Annotated in this window: 11 protein-coding genes; 4 read left to right on the top strand and 7 right to left on the bottom strand. The window is 69.4% G+C overall.

Annotated features, from left to right (window positions below; all coding sequences use genetic code 11):
• The coding region (locus RIV12_RS08390) for an N-acetylmuramoyl-L-alanine amidase (RefSeq protein WP_309323175.1) at positions 1-2,250 on the bottom strand (2,250 nt) is incomplete at its 3' end.
• A gap of 407 nt (positions 2,251-2,657) precedes the next feature.
• Between RIV12_RS08390 and rfbB the strand changes: the two genes are divergently transcribed.
• Positions 2,658-3,653 (top strand): dTDP-glucose 4,6-dehydratase, encoded by a 996-nt coding sequence (gene rfbB, locus RIV12_RS08385; protein WP_309323173.1) that lies wholly within the window; start codon positions 2,658-2,660, stop codon positions 3,651-3,653.
• Positions 3,654-3,766: 113 nt separating this feature from the next.
• Here rfbB and RIV12_RS08380 read toward each other — a convergent pair whose 3' ends face one another.
• Positions 3,767-4,705: a glycosyltransferase gene (locus RIV12_RS08380; RefSeq protein WP_075417089.1), complete on the bottom strand. Its 939-nt coding sequence runs from the start codon at positions 4,703-4,705 to the stop codon at positions 3,767-3,769.
• Positions 4,706-4,835: 130 nt separating this feature from the next.
• Here RIV12_RS08380 and RIV12_RS08375 point away from each other — a divergent pair, with 130 nt between their 5' ends.
• Together RIV12_RS08375 and RIV12_RS08370 are read left to right on the top strand one after the other, a co-directional pair.
• Positions 4,836-6,596 (top strand): DUF6020 family protein, encoded by a 1,761-nt coding sequence (locus RIV12_RS08375; RefSeq protein WP_309323171.1) that lies wholly within the window; start codon positions 4,836-4,838, stop codon positions 6,594-6,596.
• A 10-nt stretch (positions 6,597-6,606) separates the two neighbouring features.
• Positions 6,607-6,891 (top strand): putative quinol monooxygenase, encoded by a 285-nt coding sequence (locus tag RIV12_RS08370; protein ID WP_075417088.1) that lies wholly within the window; start codon positions 6,607-6,609, stop codon positions 6,889-6,891.
• 20 nt (positions 6,892-6,911) lie between these two features.
• On the opposite strand, the gene RIV12_RS08365 is transcribed toward RIV12_RS08370, so the two are convergent.
• Entirely contained in the window at positions 6,912-8,978 is a 2,067-nt protein-coding gene (locus tag RIV12_RS08365; protein WP_309323169.1) for a DUF6541 family protein, read from the bottom strand.
• Positions 8,979-9,009: 31 nt separating this feature from the next.
• A complete protein-coding gene (locus RIV12_RS08360) occupies positions 9,010-10,314 on the bottom strand; it encodes a nucleotide sugar dehydrogenase (protein ID WP_075417086.1) in 1,305 nt (434 codons plus the stop codon).
• A gap of 102 nt (positions 10,315-10,416) precedes the next feature.
• Between RIV12_RS08360 and RIV12_RS08355 the strand changes: the two genes are divergently transcribed.
• Positions 10,417-12,126, top strand: coding sequence for an asparagine synthase-related protein (locus RIV12_RS08355; RefSeq protein WP_309323167.1), 1,710 nt, complete (start codon positions 10,417-10,419; stop codon positions 12,124-12,126).
• A 30-nt stretch (positions 12,127-12,156) separates the two neighbouring features.
• On the opposite strand, the gene RIV12_RS08350 is transcribed toward RIV12_RS08355, so the two are convergent.
• Genes RIV12_RS08350 through RIV12_RS08340 form a run of 3 tightly spaced genes read right to left on the bottom strand, consistent with a single transcriptional unit; the run spans position 12,157 to position 16,831 of the window.
• Positions 12,157-14,262 (bottom strand): DUF6541 family protein, encoded by a 2,106-nt coding sequence (locus RIV12_RS08350; RefSeq protein ID WP_075417085.1) that lies wholly within the window; start codon positions 14,260-14,262, stop codon positions 12,157-12,159.
• On the bottom strand, positions 14,259-15,680 hold the full coding sequence (locus RIV12_RS08345; protein WP_075417084.1) for a glycosyltransferase: 1,422 nt from the start codon (positions 15,678-15,680) through the stop codon (positions 14,259-14,261). The genes RIV12_RS08350 and RIV12_RS08345 overlap by 4 nt, the downstream gene beginning before the upstream one ends.
• Positions 15,677-16,831 (bottom strand): glycosyltransferase, encoded by a 1,155-nt coding sequence (locus RIV12_RS08340; protein WP_309323165.1) that lies wholly within the window; start codon positions 16,829-16,831, stop codon positions 15,677-15,679. Before RIV12_RS08340 ends, RIV12_RS08345 begins: the two co-directional genes overlap by 4 nt.
• Between the last annotated feature and the right edge of the window lie 277 nt (positions 16,832-17,108).

Raw genomic sequence — 17,108 nt, 5'->3', positions numbered from 1 at the left:
GTACCAGTAGCCGCCCCAGGCACTGAGCACCGGCTCGGCCACGAACTGCGCCCCGGTCGCCCGGGTCCAGTACGCCACACCGTGCTCAAAACGCTGATACACCCCACCCTTGGACGAGGCGATCTCACTGGTCGTAGGCAGCCCCATCTTGGAGCGCTCCCCACCAGCAGCGGTCCAGGCCGTCAGAATCGCCCCACGCACGAAGCTGGCCTTGCCCCCGGAACGCCAGTAGGCAACACCTCCCTCGAAGCTCTGACGGAAGCTGCCACCAGGACCGCTCACCACACCGCTGCGCGGGTAACCCATCGAGCCCTTCTCGTACCAGTAGCCGCCCCAGGCACTCAGCACCGGCTCGGCCACGAACTGCGCCCCGGTCGCCCGGGTCCAGTACGCCACACCGTGCTCAAAACGCTGATACACCCCACCCTTGGACGAGGCGATCTCACTGGTCGTAGGCAGCCCCATCTTGGAGCGCTCCCCACCAGCAGCGGTCCAGGCCGTCAGAATCGCCCCACGCAGGGTCACGGATCCCGGGGCGGTCGACGACGCCGAGCCGCCATCGATCTGTGTCTGCGCGATGGAGCGGATGGCACTGAGCTTGGAGTAGCCGACGTTCCCGGGGCAGGTGGTGTAGCCGACATCCCGGTGCCCCAGGATCCGGGGCATCGAGATGGTGGAGCCCGCCTGGTAGCGCTCAGTGGTCCACACGTGCAGACCCGCATGGCCGTTGGCGTCCGCGATGCCGGCGCGCTTGAAGAACCATCCGGCCATCCTGCCCACCGCGTTCAGCTGAGCATCCGAGGGACTGACGCTGCTGTAGTCGCCCATCATGGACAGGCCCATGGTGCCGGTGTTGACGCCGCGGGCGTGCGCTCCGACGCTCATCTCGCCGGCGGGAGCGGCCACGGAGCCGGAGCGTCCTTCGAAGACGGTGCCGTACTTGTCGATGAGGAAGTTGTAGCCGATGTCGCCCCAGTCCAGGGTGACCGCGTGGTAGTAGTAGATGCCCCGCACGATGGAGGCGGACTGCCCGGCGGAGTAGTTGTTGGTGCCGGCAGTGTGGTGGACGACGACGTGACCGGCGTCCTCGTAGTCGGGGTCCCAGCTCATGTAGGAGGGGTTGGCGCCCCACTCGGCTCGGGTGGTGACCGGCACCGGCAGCCCGTTGGCGGTCGTCCCAGCCGGCGCAGCAGCCGGCACTGAGACCGGCACAGTGGCTGGGACAGCGGCTGGCACAGTGCTCTCGGACAGCGCCGTCGTGGTCGACACCGCAGACGTGGTGGATGCCGTCGTCAGCTCCGGAGCCGACAGAGCAGCCGGCCCACCTACATCCCCCGACACCTCGTCCCGACCGGGCCCGGGCTGCCAAGCGGCTGCCTCCTCAACGACCGGTGTCGGCGTGGCATCGGTGGTCGAGACGTCACCCGAGTCCAGGACCTCCTCGCCCTGGGGCTGGGAGGGGACGAGGACGAGCTTGAGCCCAGCGGGCAGTGAGCTCCCGACGACGGAGGCCTGGACGGCGTCGGCCCCGCCGGTGACGAACTCACCGGTGCCGGCGGTCTCGCGGTCGTCGCGCCCGGAGTCAGCCGCCTCATTGAGGTACCAGGGAGACCAGGTGCCGTTCTCGCGAACACGCAGGTAGATGCGCACGCCGTCGGGAAGGTCAGCGCCGCCGGCCCAGGTGAAGCCCGCAACGAGGAAGCGGTCCACCTGAAGCGGGTCGGTCAGGAGGGCGGCGTCGGCCTGCGGGTCGGTCGCAGCGGGCAGGACGGAGGGGACCCGACCGCCGGTCGCCAGCGCCGGGAGCACCGAGGCACCGTTGCCACTGCCCGAGCCGCTGGCTCCTTGGGCCGACGGCGTCGACGCCTCCGGACCGTGCGGGGCGTCGCCACCGGTACCCGACCCAGTACCAGGCCGGGCGTCACCAGTGGCGCCTGATCCAGCATCAGGCCGAGCGCCACCACTGGCGCCCGATCCAGCATCAGGCCGGGCGTCGTCGAGACCCGACTGGGCGATATCGGTGGCCTGTCCGCCGGAGGTGGTCAGGTCGAGGATCTGGACCGGAGCGGGACTGTCGGCCTGGCCGGCGGAGCCGGCAGCATGACCGGAGGCGCTGCCCGGACCACCGGGGTCACCGGCCTCAGGTGCGGCGACGGCCACGGGGACCAGGCCGGACAGGAGGAGCGGGGCCAGAGCGGCCAGCCCGACAGCACGGTAGACAGTGCGGACACGAGGACGAGGGACTTTCATGGGGTTCCTTTGGAGGTGAATGCCTGCCGGCGTCGATCGGGCCTCACCACCGCAGCCGCCGACGCCGATCCCTCGGGTGGCGGTATTTAATTTCTGAATAGTTTCCGAGAGATTAATGATAGTTTACTGATAAAAACGGAGACATCTGACATCAGTTCTCGCTCGCAGCCACCCGGACCGCGACACGGACCTCATCTTTTCTTGATAGATCAAGGTTCTTCCAAGATGTCGACGAACCGTTGCAATCTGATTTCGCCACCGCGGACGAATTGTGCGGCAGGACGCCAATGGAGAGCAGATGGGACCACCCCGGGCTCTCGTGGGCTCGAGCGAGCTCCTGTGGCATGATGGCGTCGGCCATGACGGGCCTTCAGCGCCCGCAGTTCCCACATATCGGAGCGAGTTCTATGCACGTCCTCATCACCGGAGGCGCCGGCTTCATTGGCGCCAACTTCGTCCACCAGACCCTGGTGCGTCACCCGGACGCCACCGTCACCGTCCTGGACAAGCTCACCTACGCCGGGAACAAGGGCTCGCTGGCGGACCTGGATGACCGTGTCACGCTCGTCGTCGGAGACATCGCTGACGCCGACGTCGTCGACCCGCTCGTGGCCGAGGCCGACGTCGTCGTCCACTTCGCGGCCGAGTCCCACAACGACAACTCGCTGCGAGACCCCTCCCCCTTCATCCAGACCAACCTCGTGGGCACCTTCACCCTCCTGGAGGCGGCACGGCGCCACAAGACGCGCTTCCACCACGTCTCCACCGACGAGGTCTACGGAGACCTGGAGCTGGACGACCCGGCCAAGTTCGAGCCGACGACGCCCTACAACCCCTCCTCCCCCTACTCCTCGTCCAAGGCCGGAAGCGATCTGCTCGTGCGCGCCTGGGTGCGCTCCTTCGGCGTGGAGGCCACGATCTCCAACTGCTCGAACAACTACGGCCCCTACCAGCACATCGAGAAGTTCATCCCGCGCCAGATCACCAACCTCATCGATGGCGTGCGTCCCAAGCTCTACGGCGCCGGTGAGAACGTGCGCGACTGGATCCACGTCCTGGACCACAACGACGCCGTGTGGGACATCATCGAGAAGGGCCGCATCGGCGAGACCTACCTCATCGGCGCCGACGGCGAGAAGAACAACAAGGAGGTCGTCGAGCTGATCCTGGAGCTCATGGGCCACGCGCCCGACGACTACGAGCACGTCGCCGACCGCCCCGGCCACGACATGCGCTACGCCATCGACAACTCCAAGCTGGTCGAGGAGCTCGGCTGGGCACCGAGGTTCACCGACTTCCGCTCCGGCCTGCAGGCCACCATCGACTGGTACCGGGACAACGAGGCCTGGTGGCGCCCGCTCAAGGCCGAGGTCGAGGCCAAGTACGCCGCCCAGGGGCAGTAACCGGGAAGCGTCGTCGCCGCCGACGGCTCATGATGTGTGGGGTCCCCTGCAGGGACCCCACACTCGTCTCCGTCGCCGGTCCCGGAGCACGTCCCGGTTCGTCAGGCAGACCTCTACGGGCGCGAGACGGCCGGGTAGGCGAGGTATGACAGGCGGGCGGCGTTGGCCCGCGAGTGCCGCAGCCCCGCCTGGATGACCCCCAGCATCATCCACAGGAAACCGAGCGTCACCAGTCCGACGCTCAGGAAGAAGGTGGGGAAGCGGGGGACGTCGCCGAACTTCAGGAAGTGCCCGACGACCGGGATGCCCAGGACGACGGCGACGACCCACGTGAGGAACCCCAAGGTGCCGTAGAAGAGGATGGGGCGCTCATCGCGCACGAGACGCCCAATGAGCCCCAGGATCTTGAATCCGTCGGAGAAGGTGTTGAGCTTGGACTCCGTGCCGGCGGCGCGCTCCTTGAAGCCGACCGGCACCTCGACCTGGGGCACGCGCAGAGTGGCGGCATGAACCGTCAGCTCGGTCTCGATCTCGAACTCCCGGCTCATGGCGGGGAAGGACTTGACGAACCGGCGCGAGAAGACGCGGTAGCCGGAGAGCATATCGGTGACGTGGGTCCCGAAGACCCGGGAGGTCAGGCGGTTGAAGGCCTTGTTACCGGCCTCGTGGCCGGGGCGGTAGGAGCTCTTCTCCTGCACGTCACGGCGAACGCCCAGGACGTGGTCGTAGGGCCCCTCCAGGAGGGCCGCGATCATATCGGGCAGGGCGGCGGCGTCATAGGTGTCATCACCATCGATCATGACGTAGATATCGGCCTCGACATCGGCGAAGGCCCGGCGGACCACGTTGCCCTTGCCCTTGCGCTCCTCACGGCGAACGATGGCACCGGCGGCGGCCGCGACCTCGGCGGTGCGGTCGGTTGAGCAGTTGTCATAGACGAAGACGCGCATTGTGGGAACGGCCGCCAGGAGGTCGGCGACGACCTTTGCGATCGCGCCCTCCTCGTTGTGGCACGGGACGATCGCTGCGATATCGAGCTTGGAGAGATCCACCTGGTTCCAATCAGGACGAGTGCTGAGTAGGGGCTATTCTAGCGGCACCCGCTGCGAGCCCGGCGATCGTGTGAATGGTGCCGGTGCTGAGGCGCTTTCTCATGTGCCCCCGGACTGGAGGTCAACGCCCGTGCCACTGTGCCTACCGCCCCCGTTCCGCTCCGCCTCCCCATCCGACCGTTCCGAGGACCTGACGGAGGGGGGAAACCGTCACCTGCGGCGTCGGGCAGCGGCCTCGATTCTCTTCGCGGCGGCCTTCGCAGCGGTGGACGCCGCCTCACAAGTGGTGGGGCGGGTCCAACGGGCCACCGGCCTGCTCCAGGAGGGCTCCTTCAACCCGGTGCGTCTCCTGGTGGCACTGGTTCTCAGCGGCGCCGCGTGCTGGGGGCTCCTGGCGCTGGTGGACCTGGCCGCGCGGCGCAGGAGCCGCCGTTCGCAGGAAGTCGGAGCGCGGCCCGGGGCGGGGTGGAGGGACCGCCGTCGGCTGGCACTGCTGGCATTCCTGATTCCGCTGATCTGTTGGTCCCTCCTGTACGCGCACCTGTGGCCGATGGCCTCGATGAACGACACGGCCTGGATCCTGAGGGATCCGATCGGGGCAGGGGCCCAGCACCCGATCACCTACGGACTTTCGATCGGGGTCCTGTTCCGTCTGGGACGCCTGGTCGGAGGCGATCTGACCGGCGTCGTGCTGCTGTCGGTGGGGCAGATGCTGCTGTGGGCGGCCTGCGTGAGCGGCGTCGCGGTCTTCCTGGACCGTCAGGGCGCCTCGCGCCGGGTGACCGGGCTTCTCATCGCCTACTGCACGCTCATGCCGCTGGTGGCCGACTACTCCTTCGCCGTGGTCAAGGACGCGGCCTTCTCCCTGTTCACCACCCTGCTCATCCCGGTGCTGCTGGTGGTGCGCGCCGGTGCCGGGCAGGTGCTGATGAGCAGGCGCGGCATCGCGGTGGTGGTGGCGGCACCGGCGGGGTTCGCGCTCATGCGCAACAACGCCCTGCCGGTGGTTCTGGTGATCCTGGCGCTGATGGTGTGGTGGTCGCGGGCGCACCTGCGCCGAGCGCTGGTGGTCAGCGCCGTCACCCTGGTCATCATCGTCGTTCCCACGGCTGCGACGGCGCAGTCCCAGCACGCCAAGGAGGCCCTGGGGATCCCGCTGCAGATGATCGGCTACACACTGGTCCACGACGCCGACTGCCTGCCGTCGGCAAGCCGGCAGGTCTTCGACAACGTCCTGGAGCCCGAGGTCTGGAAACAGGTCTACCGGCCCGCCAGCGTCGACCCGACCAAGGACTCCCCGAGCTTCAACAACGCCTACCTCGACACGCACCGCGGCCAGTTCCTCTCCGCGTGGGGGCGGGCCTTGGTGGCCTGTCCCCGCCCCTTCGTCACAGGATTCCTCGTGCATACTGCCAACCTGTGGCGCTTCGACGCCGACCCGATCAGCACCGATGGGCAGTCCCGCTTCATCTCCGCGGTCTCGAACTACCCGGCCGGCCGGGACCAGCTGATTCGGGACTACGCCAACGCCGGCGTCATCAACCACTCGCTCCTGCCGCAGCCGCTGCAGCGGGTGGCGGGCACCGCCGTACGGGTCATGGAGGCCACGCCGGGTCCGGGAACCTGGATGTGGGTGGTGGCACTGAGCGTGGTCGGGTTCGTCTACGCCGGGCGGCGGGAGTGGGTGGCGATCTATGCCCCTGTGATCCTGCTGTGGGCGACGCTCCTGATCGCGGCGCCCACCGTCACACCGTTCCGCTACATGGTGCCCATCATCATGGTTGCGCCGATCGGCCTCGCCATCCTGCTGGGCACCGACCGAGCCACCTGGGAGCCGGCACGGCTGAGTAGTGCGCGTTCCCGTAGGAGTCCCAGTCCTGAATCCATGTGAGGAGAACCCCGTGATCCGTATCATCGCCACGTTCCGTGTCCGTTCCGACGCCGTTGAGGAGTTCCGCGCACTTGCCGGCGAGCTCGTGGAGGGCTCACGGGCCGAGGACGGCAATCTCGCCTACGACCTGTGCGTGGCCAGGGACGATACCGCCTCTTTCGTCGTGCTCGAGACCTGGCGCGACGACACCGCGATCGAGGCCCACAACGCCTCAGCGCACTTCACCACTCTCGTGCCCCGGATGGTCGACCTCTGCGCCGAGCCACCGTCAGTGGTCCAGTACACCGAGGTCTGAGCGCAGAACGCCTGGGCCCGTCAGTCGCAGGCGGTGATGCGCCACAGGGAGGCGCTGCCCTCGGAGTCGACGAGCTCGAGCCCCTCGCTGGGGATCTGGGTCAAACGCGCGTCCCAGCGCAGGGGGGCGGCACCTGTCTCCGAGCCCGAGGCCGTGGCGTCCGAGCTGCTGTAGAAGTAGCGCACGCCCAGACGGTTGAGGAGTGCGCAGGTCTGGGAGCCCTTCTGCCCCAGGGCGGGCCAGGCAGAGGCGAGGGCGGCCCCCGGGGTTCCCGGTGCAGTCTTGTCGCGCGTCGGGTAGACGACGTGGACACCACCCAGGGACCACAGGTGGGCCGCCCCCCTCGATGGCGCCCCGAGGACGACCGCGTCGTCGGGCAGTACGCTCCCCGAGCGCCGGATGAGCGTGATGGAGTCCTTGGTCAGCAGGGTCCCGTACTGGATGCGCCGCGGGTCGTAGACGGAGGCGGCGAGGTTGCGCTCCAGGGGCGTCCTCGCCGCCACCGGCAGGAGCACGAGCGCTACCAGCATGGCGGCCGCCGCCCGCTCCGGCCGCACCCCGCTGACCCGCGAGGCAGTCCGGCGCAGCACCTCCCACAGTCGTCGTCCGGGTCGCCCGGCACCAGCCTGTGCCAGGAGGACGAACGCAGGCAGGATGGCGAGCGGAAGGATCCGGGCCTTCTGGAGGTACCAGGGCGCTCCGAGCTGACGGCCGGCCCACTGGGGTCCGCCCACCAGGACCAGGAGGAGCAGCGACAGCAGCCACATGATGAGCCAGGGACGCTGATCTCGCCGCGATCGCGCCGCCCATGCCGCTGCCAGGGTGAGCAGGCCTATCACGATGCCGATGGGCACGGTGGCCCCCGGGACCGTCCCGTACATCGGCAGGTCGATGATCGCCTGCCCCAGGGTTGCCACGGCACCGGCCACTCCCCCGGCGGGACGCCGGTAGCCCAGGACGGAGGCCAGGGAGCCGCGCATGAACCAGGTCCCCGTGGCCAGGACCAGCATGGCCACGACCGCCCCCGCTGCAAGGAGGGCTCGACCGCCCCGTCTGGTGGTGCTGCGACGCCACAGGGAGACGACGGCGTCGGCCAGGAAGGGCAGGGTCAGGACGGCGAGGTTGAACAGGCCGGTGCCGTGCGCGGCCACCACGCCGCCGGCCGCGGCCAGGGCGAGCAGGACCAGCACCAGACGGAGACGCCGTGAGGCGGTTCCCCGACGCAGCAGGTCGTAGAGCACGAGGACGCCGGGAAGCCCCAGAACGCTCAGGGCGTAGGGCCACACCGTCAGGGACGTCATTGGAAGCAGGGGGAAACCCACCACCGCGGCACTGAGAGCGAGCACCGCGGCGACTGCGCAGGTCCGTTGCCGCCGGCGGGCTCCGCCCGCCCCCGGTTCCCAGGCGGCGTCAAGACCGGTGACCCGGGCGAGCAGCCCCAGCAGGCTCAGCGGCCAGGCCGCCGCAGTGAGGGCAAGCACCCCCGCGGTACTGACCGGGACCGGGCCGCCCGGCGCCAGCGCCAGAGCCCCGTGCCAGACCGTGGGGTAGTAGACGGCACGACCGGAGTAGAGGGCGGAGAGGCCCCCCAGCATTGAGGCGTTGCCTCCCTCGCGGATGGCCGCCACCGCGTTGAGGTGGAAGGTGGCGTCGAAGGTTTGTGCGGGGTAGGCGGGGCCGGGCAGGACGGACAGAATCGCCCCTGCCGGTACGACGACGGCCACGATCAGCCCCCCGGCCAGGATCATCCGCTCGGCCCGGCCCAGCGGCGCCGCTCGTCGCACGCGCTCAGGCGGTGGGCCGGCGATCAGACGCGCCATCAGTGCCAAGGCGACCGTCAGGGCGGCGATCACCGCCCACCCCCAGGGGCGCCAGGGCAGCGCCAGGGCGTGGTCGAGGATCTCCGCCACTCCGATGATCGCCGAGCTGAGCGCGGGAGCCACCGCCAGCGACGGGAGTGCCGCCAGGCGCGCCGAGCGCCCTACGATCCAGCCGGGCATCAGCAGCAGACCGGCCACGACGAGCGTGGCGGCCGCCAGGATCCAGCCGGAGTCTCCGGCCGGCCCGGCCGCCACGCTCGCAGTCATTCCTGCTGCCGACCTCAGTGCGCCTCCGGAGTCACTCGCCTCCGCCGATGGTCAGACGGGGCACACCGGTCCACTTGGCGGCATCGGTGGCGCGACGGCCGTCCAGCAGGAGGCGCAGCCCGGGCAGGTCGGCGGCGGTGAGCTCGGCGTACTCGGGGTGGTCGGCCTGGACAATGGCGACGTCGACCTGCTCCCCCAGGTGGTAGGGGGTCCAGCCGAAGTCGGACAGTTCCTCGTCGGTGTACATCGGGTCGTGGACGAGGACCTCGGCGCCGGCCTCACGCAGGGCCTCCACGGTGGGGAAGACACCGGAGAAGGCGGTCTCCTTGACCTTGCCACGGTAGGAGGCTCCCAGCACGACGACGCGCAGCCCCTTGAGCGAACCGAGCACCTCAGTGGCCCGGCCCACCACGTAGGCGGGCATCGTGGCGTTGAAGGTGCGGGCGGTGCGCACCACGGAGGCGTCGGGGTCGGTGGACAGGTACAGGCGCGGGTAGACCGGGATGCAGTGCCCGCCCACCGCGATGCCGGGGCGGTGGATGTGGGAGTAGGGCTGGGAGTTGCAGGCCTCGATGACGCGCTCGATGTCGAAGCCGGCCTTGTCCGCGTAGACGGCGAACTGGTTGGCCAGGCCGATGTTGACGTCGCGGTAGGTGGTCTCGGCGAGCTTGGCCATCTCAGCGGCCTCGGCGGTGCCCATGTCCCACACGCCGTTGGGACGGGGCAGGTCGTCGCGCTCGTCGAAGTCGAGGACGGACTCGTAGAAGGCGATGCCGGCCTGGGTGCCGGCCTCGTCCAGGCCGCCCACGAGCTTGGGGTAGCGGCGCAGGTCGGCGAAGACGCGGCCGGTGAGAACCCGTTCGGGGCTGAAGACGAGGTGGAAGTCCGCGCCCTCCTTCAGACCGCTGATCTCCTCGATCATGGGCTTGAAGCGGCCCCGCAGGGTGCCCACGGGCAGAGTGGTCTCGTAGGAGATGAGGGTGTTGGGGGTCAGGTGGGCGGCCAGGGAGCGGGTGGCGTCGTCCATCCAGGCGAAGTCCGGCTCCCAGGTGGCGTCATTGACGAAGAGCGGCACGACCAGGACGATCGCGTCGGCCTCCGGGATGGCCTCGGCATAGTCGGTGGTGGCGCGCAGGGCGCCGTTGCCGGTGGCGGGGCTCAGCGCGGCGAGCTTCTCGGCCAGGTGGGCCTCGCCGGGGAAGGGCTCGGTCCCGGCGTTGACGGCCTCGACAACGGCGGGGTTGACGTCGACTCCGATGACCTCGTGGCCCTTGTCTGCGTACTGGACAGCCAGAGGCAGTCCGATCTTGCCCAGGGCGACGACGGCGATGCGCATACGGGTTGGTCCTTCCGACGGATCAGGCTGAGACTCAGGTTGATGCTCAGGTGGCGGCTCGGGTAGCAGCCCTCCGTATGATACGGCGCTTACCATGTCCACATGCACGACTTGGACCACACGGACCGCACGGACACGACCGCATCCGGATACCGGCTTCACTTGACATCTTCGACGTGGACGCACGGTCCCGCGAGTACCGAGTCCCCGGCGTCCTCGTCGCCCCTGTCAGGCCAGTGCCACGTGTGGCGCCCGCTTCCGCCCGGGCCCGGCGACCTGGAGTCCCTGCGGCAGGAGCAGCCCGGCCGGCGCACCGGGGCGTGGACGCTCATCGAGGCGGGCGACGGCGTCGTACGCCTGACCACGGATCGCACCCGTTCCCACCACCTCCTCTTCACCCGCGCGGGTGACACCTGGATCATCAGCGACGACCCTCAGGAGCTGCGTCGACACGCCCCCACCTGGGCCCGCGATGAGCAGGCCGCCGAGGTCTTCCTGCACGCGGGCTTCACGCCGGGGACGCGGACGCTGGCCCATGAGGTCTACGCCACTCCTGCGGGCTCGGTGGTGGAGCTGAGGTCCGACGGCACCTGGAGCAGCCGCTCGTGGGAGACCTACCGTTACGACGCTGATCCGATCACGTCCCCTGAGGAGTTCGCGGATGTCTTCCGCACCGCGCTCGACACCGCGGTCGAGCGCGTTCTTCAGGAGACCGACGGCCGCCAGCTCCTGGTCCCCCTCTCCGGCGGGCTGGACTCCCGGCTGCTGGCCGTCTGGCTCAAGCGCCACGGGGCCCGTGACGTCGTGACCTTCACCTACGGGGTGCCGGGCAGCACCGAGGTAGCCATCTCCCGGGGCGTGGCCGAGGCGCTCGAGATGGACTGGTTCACGGTCGACCTGGACCCCACCGAGATGGCTCGCACCTGGGCCGGGCCCGACGGCGTCGACTTCCAGAAGCGCACCTGGGGCCTGACCTCCCTGCCGCACGTCCAGGACTGGTACGCCCTGCTCCAGATGCGGCGGAGCGCCCTGATCGACACCGACGCGGTGTTTCTGCCCGGCCACACGATCGTCGGGAACATGCATGACGAGCACCTGCTCGAGGGCGGACCGTCACGCAACGACGTGCTCACCACCGTGGCCCGGCACCACTCACTGCTCCAGGGGGACCGCAGTGCGTGGCGCCACCTGCCCCTGCTGCGCCGGGCGGTGGTGCAGGGCGCCCAGGAGGTCTCCTTCCCGATCGGCCGGGGCAAGGACCTGGCCGGAAGCGGACGCTCCATCCAGGAGCTCGTGGAGCGGGTGAACCTCCAGGAGCGTCAGGCCAAGTACATCAACGAGTCCTTCAAGGCCTACGAGGCCTTCGGATACGGCTGGGCACTGCCGATGCTCGACACCGAGGTCTGGCGCACCTGGCTGCGGGGCTCGGAGGACCTGACCGCCACTCGCGACTGGTACGCGCAGTTCACGGCGGAGGCCTACGCCGAGGCGACGGGCACCGCCTCGCAGCTCTTCGAGGCGCCGGCCGCACGGATCCCCGCAGGGCCGCGGCGCCTGCTCATGGCGGCGCTGACCGTCACCGGCACCCGCACGGCCCTGTCACGAGCGGTCTCCATGAGAACCATGCTTCACCATCCCATGGCCTTCGAGGCGTTCAATGCCCCCATGCCCCGCACCGAGCAGATCATGCGCATGGCTCGGGGGGCCACCTCGACGGGCCTGTGGACCCGACTGTTCCTGCAGGGGACCTGGGGCGCCGAGCCCGTCGCACCCATGGGCACGGACGGCACGGGAGACCTGAGCCGAGACTGAGACGCTGACGCTCTCAGGCGGCCGTGGCCGTCAGCCGCAGATGTCGATACGCCACAGCGAGGCCGAGCCACCGCTGTCGATGAGGGTGAACCCGCTGGAGGTGTCGACCCCGTACAGCCCGGGCCGGATCTTGCTGAGCTGGGAGTTGTTGAAGCGGATGTCCTTGTCCGCGTAGAAGTAGCGGATCCCGTGCTGCTGAAGGATCTCGCACACGTGGGGGTCGGTGCGGATCTGCTTGAAGTGCTCGCGCAAGTAGATCCCGTCCGCGTCGTCGGCCGCCTGGCCGGGGAAGACCCACACGCTGCGCATACCGGTGAGGATGGGAATGTATCCCGTTCCAGCCACCGGGTCACCGATGACGACGGCGTTGTCCGGCAGCTCCTCGGGCAGCCGGCGGATCATGTCGAGCTCGGCCTTGTCCGCGATGAAGCGGGTGTCGCCGTGCACCGGCAGGTAGCCCTCACGCACGTCGGAGGCGATGGCGTGGCTCCCGACCACCATGGCCGGCGCGCACAGGACGAGGACGATGCAGGCGGCCACCACCCGGTTCACCACCGAGATCGTCGGGTCGGAGAGTCCAACGCGGGCGAAGGCGCCGTTGAAGCCGGAGCGGACCCGACGGACCACCGGGGCCAGCCATGTGCGCAGAGCGTCCAAGGCGACGACGACGAGGAGTACGGCCAGGACGGCGGTCATCGCCTTGAGCCGGTGCGGGTTGCGGTAGAACAGGCCGGTGATCGATGAGAGCACCGGGATCGGGGCGATGGCGGCCAGGATGAGGGACATGCTCAGGATCCAGCCCACCACCAGCTCCCAGTTGCGCCGCCGCCACAGGCAGATCGCGGCGCCCAGGAGGCTCAGGACCGTCAACGGCAGCTCAATCCACTCGGTGGCCCATCCTCCGAAGTAGTTCAGGGCGATGGGGATGAGGAGCTTGGTGGCGGGGTTGCTCCAGTCCAGCTCGGTGTACCTGCCGAAGTGGTGCTGCTGAGGACCGGGCAGGAAGACGAAGGCGACGAGTACGACCACCGCCAGGAGGGCACCGATCCACCAGGCCGCAGCCAGGGGGCGGCGTCCGGCGCGCCAGCTCCTGATCCCCGAGCGCACTGCGTAGCACAGGACGATGCCGAACAGCGGCCACAGGAGCATCGCAGCCGCCGAGGTGTGGATGAGGCAGGACCCGACGAAGAAGGGGATGATGGCGCTCAGTGCCATGGCCGCACGCGCCCGTGCGCCCCGTTCTGACGTGTTCTGCTCGCGGGCGGCCACCACCAGGAGGGTGCGGGCTCGGCGCCAGCACTCGATGGACATGGCGATGACGGCCGGGCAGGTGGCCACCGCCATGCAGTAGGGCCACAACGCGGCACCGTAGGTGAGCCGCCAGGGGAACACCGGGGCCAGAAGCGAGGCGGCCAGCGCCAGGTAGGGGGCCTGGCGGACCTTCGGCAGCGCGGTACGCGCCAGGTAGACCAGGCCGAGGTACCACACCAGCGCCACGGCCAGCAGCAGGACGTTGTTGGCGATGAGCGTCTCACGCCAGCTCCACGCGCCCAGGCTGGCGACCTGGTGCCACACGATCGGGTAGAAGCCCGCGTGGCTCGTCAACCCGAACATGCCGGCGTTCGGGTTGAACATCGAGGCGTAGTCCTCGCGCTCGATAATGGCGACCTGCATGTAGTGGTAGAGGGCGTCACCGCTCTGGGAGACGGCGTTCGGCGGGATCGTGAGAATGACGGGCAGTGCGGTGACGGCCCAGAACACCAGGACCGTCAGGAAGAGCCTGCGCTCGGCGCGTCCGCCATCGGTGCGCATGGTCATGCCCTCCCGCTGATCCTCGGGCATGAGGAGGATCCCCGGGTCCCAGCGGTCGATGAGACGCTTCGTCGTGGAGGCGACAAGAGCCAGGATCGCAGTCGTCACCATGACGGGGATCCAGCCCCAGGGCTTGCCGACGGCGGCCTGGAAGAGCCCGTCGGCCGTCAGGATGAGGGCGCTGATGGTCGGGGCCAGCGCCACGGGGCGGATCCCTCTCATCCCGGCGGCGCGCAGCACGAGCCACCCGACCCCGAAGAGCGCAGACAGAAGCAGGAGCGCGGTTGGCAGGGTGTTGAACCAGTCGACCAGGCTGTTGGTCACCAACGTTGTTCCTCACTCACTCGACGTACGTCATTGAACTCAGCATTCTTCTTGCTGCCGTCAGCGGCCCCGACGGCGGCCTCCTGCACAATGTGGGCGGCGGACTGCCCTGTGGCACGCAGCGAGCGATGGTCCTCGACCCAGTCGTGGAAGCGCTGCGCCGTCGCGGGCCTCGCGCCCGAGGCGATCTCGGCGTCGTAGACGTCCAGCGCCGTGCGCATGGCCTCGGCGACCGCCGCCGCGTCGTGCTCGGCCGCCCATCCCAGGTCGAAGTCCTGCACGTCCGCGGACACCGGCCCGCGACCGGCGAAGAGCACCGGTGTGCCGCACCCCAGGGCGGAGAGGACCTTGGTGGGGTAGGCGAAGTCGTAGCCCTGTCCGGGCTTGATCGACACCAGGGCCGCCGCGGCGCCCCGCTGCCATACGGCGGCCTCGGCCGCCGGCACGGCCGGGTGCATGATGACGGCCGGAGCGCCGTCGGCCCCCGCGGGCAGCTGGGAGGCGGCTTGAGTGATCTCCTCCCAGGCCGTCCCCCGGCCCAGGAAGAGCAGCTGGGCCTTCGGATGAGTGCGTCGCACCTGGGCCAGGGCGTGGACGAAGACGTCGGCTCCCTGCCACTCCGACGCCGTTCCGGCGTAGACGAAGTACGGCCCGCTCAGCCCGATCCGAGCGCGATCCTGCTCAGAGGGAGTCGGACCGTGGGCGTCGAAGACAGCGGTGTCGATCCCATTGGGCACGACCCGTATACGCTGCGTCCAGGCGTCATCGTCCTCTGCCGCGTTCACGAGCTCGGCGACGGACTGGGCGACCCCGTCATTGACGGCGATGACTCGCGCGGCCCCGCCGACGGCGAAGGCCTCGAGCATCTTGACGACCCGGACGACGATGTCGGCGGCACCGGTGGAGGCGGCGGCCGCCGACCAGACGTCCGCGGCGTACCACACGTAGGGGATCCTGCGCAGGGCCGCCACCACCCGAACGACCGCACCGGTCGTTGGGGGCGGTTCCACGAGGATCGCCTCCGGACGAGAGGCCGTCAGCAGCCTCAGAGCCAGGGGCAGATCGAAGGAGAGATAGGGCACGTAGCCGCGCAGGTAACCCGAGGAGTCCCGCAGGACCGGCCAGCGGGAGACCCGGACCCCGTCAGGATCGGGATCGCCCTGCGGCGCGTCGGCCGGGGCCCGGCTGGTGAGGACCCGCACCGCCACCCCGTCGGCCACGAGCGCCTTCTCCACGCTGTCGAGCCGGAAGGACGCGGCAGCGGCCTCGGGCAGGTGGATGCGGGTGGCCACCAGGACGCCGCCCGGTCGACCGGATCGGGCGCACCGACGTGACGTCACCCCCTTCGCCAGCGCAGCCACTGTGCCGCCGAGGATCAGAGCGCCCAGCGACGCTTTGACGAAGCCTCGTGCACTCATCGGATTCCTCCTGCTCGCAGCGTGCGGGCCGGGGCGAGCTCACCGGCCCGAATCGCCTCCATGTCCTTGGCGACCGTGCGAGCCCGACTGAGCCAGGTGTGCTCCTGCCGAGCCTCTCGGGCACGACCGGCGGCCTCGGCGACCTCCTGGGGGCGCTCAAGGAGTCCGCGCAGCAGCCCGGAGAGCTCGCCGGCATCGTAGGGAAGGGTCCAACCGGCACCGGCGGCGCCCACGACCTCGGCGGCCAGGGTCCCCTGGGAGGCGATGACCGGTTTGCCGCGTCCGAGGTACTCGTAAAGCTTGACCGGGGAGGCGAACTCCCGATACGGGTCGGGCTCAACGAACAGGACGCAGAGGTCCGCGCGCTCGTAGAGGGCGGAGAGCTCCTCTCCGGAACGGTGAACGACCTCGATCCTACCGCCAGCGGCGTCCACCAGGTCGGCGTACTGGTCGCCGGCCGCCTCCCATTGGTCGGGACGGGTGCAGATGGTCAGGCTGGTGCCGGGGACGTCGAGGACGGCGCGCAGGCACTCCTGGAGCCGGTAGTGGCCGCCCAGCCCACCGATGTAGAGCAGGTTGAGCTCGCCGTCGGCGTGGGAGGAGGGCGCCTCATCAACGATCTCGCAGCCCGGGGGCAGCGGGGCCATGCGCTCCTCGGGGAACCCGGGGACGTGGGCGCCCATACGCATCGAGGGCAGGTAGAGGCGGTCGATGTAGCGGGAGTACCAGGCGAGGTCGTAGCGGTAGACGCAGCCCATGGCCGTGGCCAGCGCGGTTCCGACTCGTTCGCGATAGTCCGGGAACGCCCAGTAGATGTCCCGGTAGAACAGGGATGTGGGCACACCGTGCCGGTGCATCAGCCGCATGAGCGCCGGGTCCACGAAGGGGTGGGGCGGGAGGTGACGCGGCTCGGTCAGCATGGTGGGGATAGTCGCGCACTCGGAGTAGAGGAAGTCAATGCGCTCCCCGCCCTGAAGACGGTCCCTCAGGGCCCGCAGGCGGCGGGATCGCTCCCGCGCCGAGCCGGTGACGTCCAGAACGGTGTAACCGAGGTCCCGGAAGGCGTCGAGCATGCGCACAGGTCGGATACCGGAAGCCGACGACGCCTCCCGATCCAGGGGAAATGGGGCGTGGTAGACGATCGCAGCCATACGGTGCCTCGCCTCCTTTAGGGGGTATCTCAGGAACCAGGCGCGGCCGCACCAGGCAGACAGACTCGAGCGCGAATGATAGTACCATTGGCCGATCACAGTTATGCCACGACAACGGCGGGCAGGATCCTCACGGTAGTGGTGAGGAACCGGTGCGCGCAGCCGACGAGACACAGCCCTTTCAGCGCCGCCTCAGCGATATTCACGACCGTACGAAAAGACGTCCCCGCGCTTGATGCGTTGGTCTCCGGTGGCACCGGAGCCTGCGGAGTCACGG

It is taken from the genome of Actinomyces stomatis, from assembly GCF_031292835.1.
GTDB lineage: Bacteria > Actinomycetota > Actinomycetes > Actinomycetales > Actinomycetaceae > Actinomyces > Actinomyces stomatis.
The sequence above is the reverse complement of the archived record's forward strand: the minus strand, read 5'-3'. Positions and strand labels throughout refer to the sequence as shown.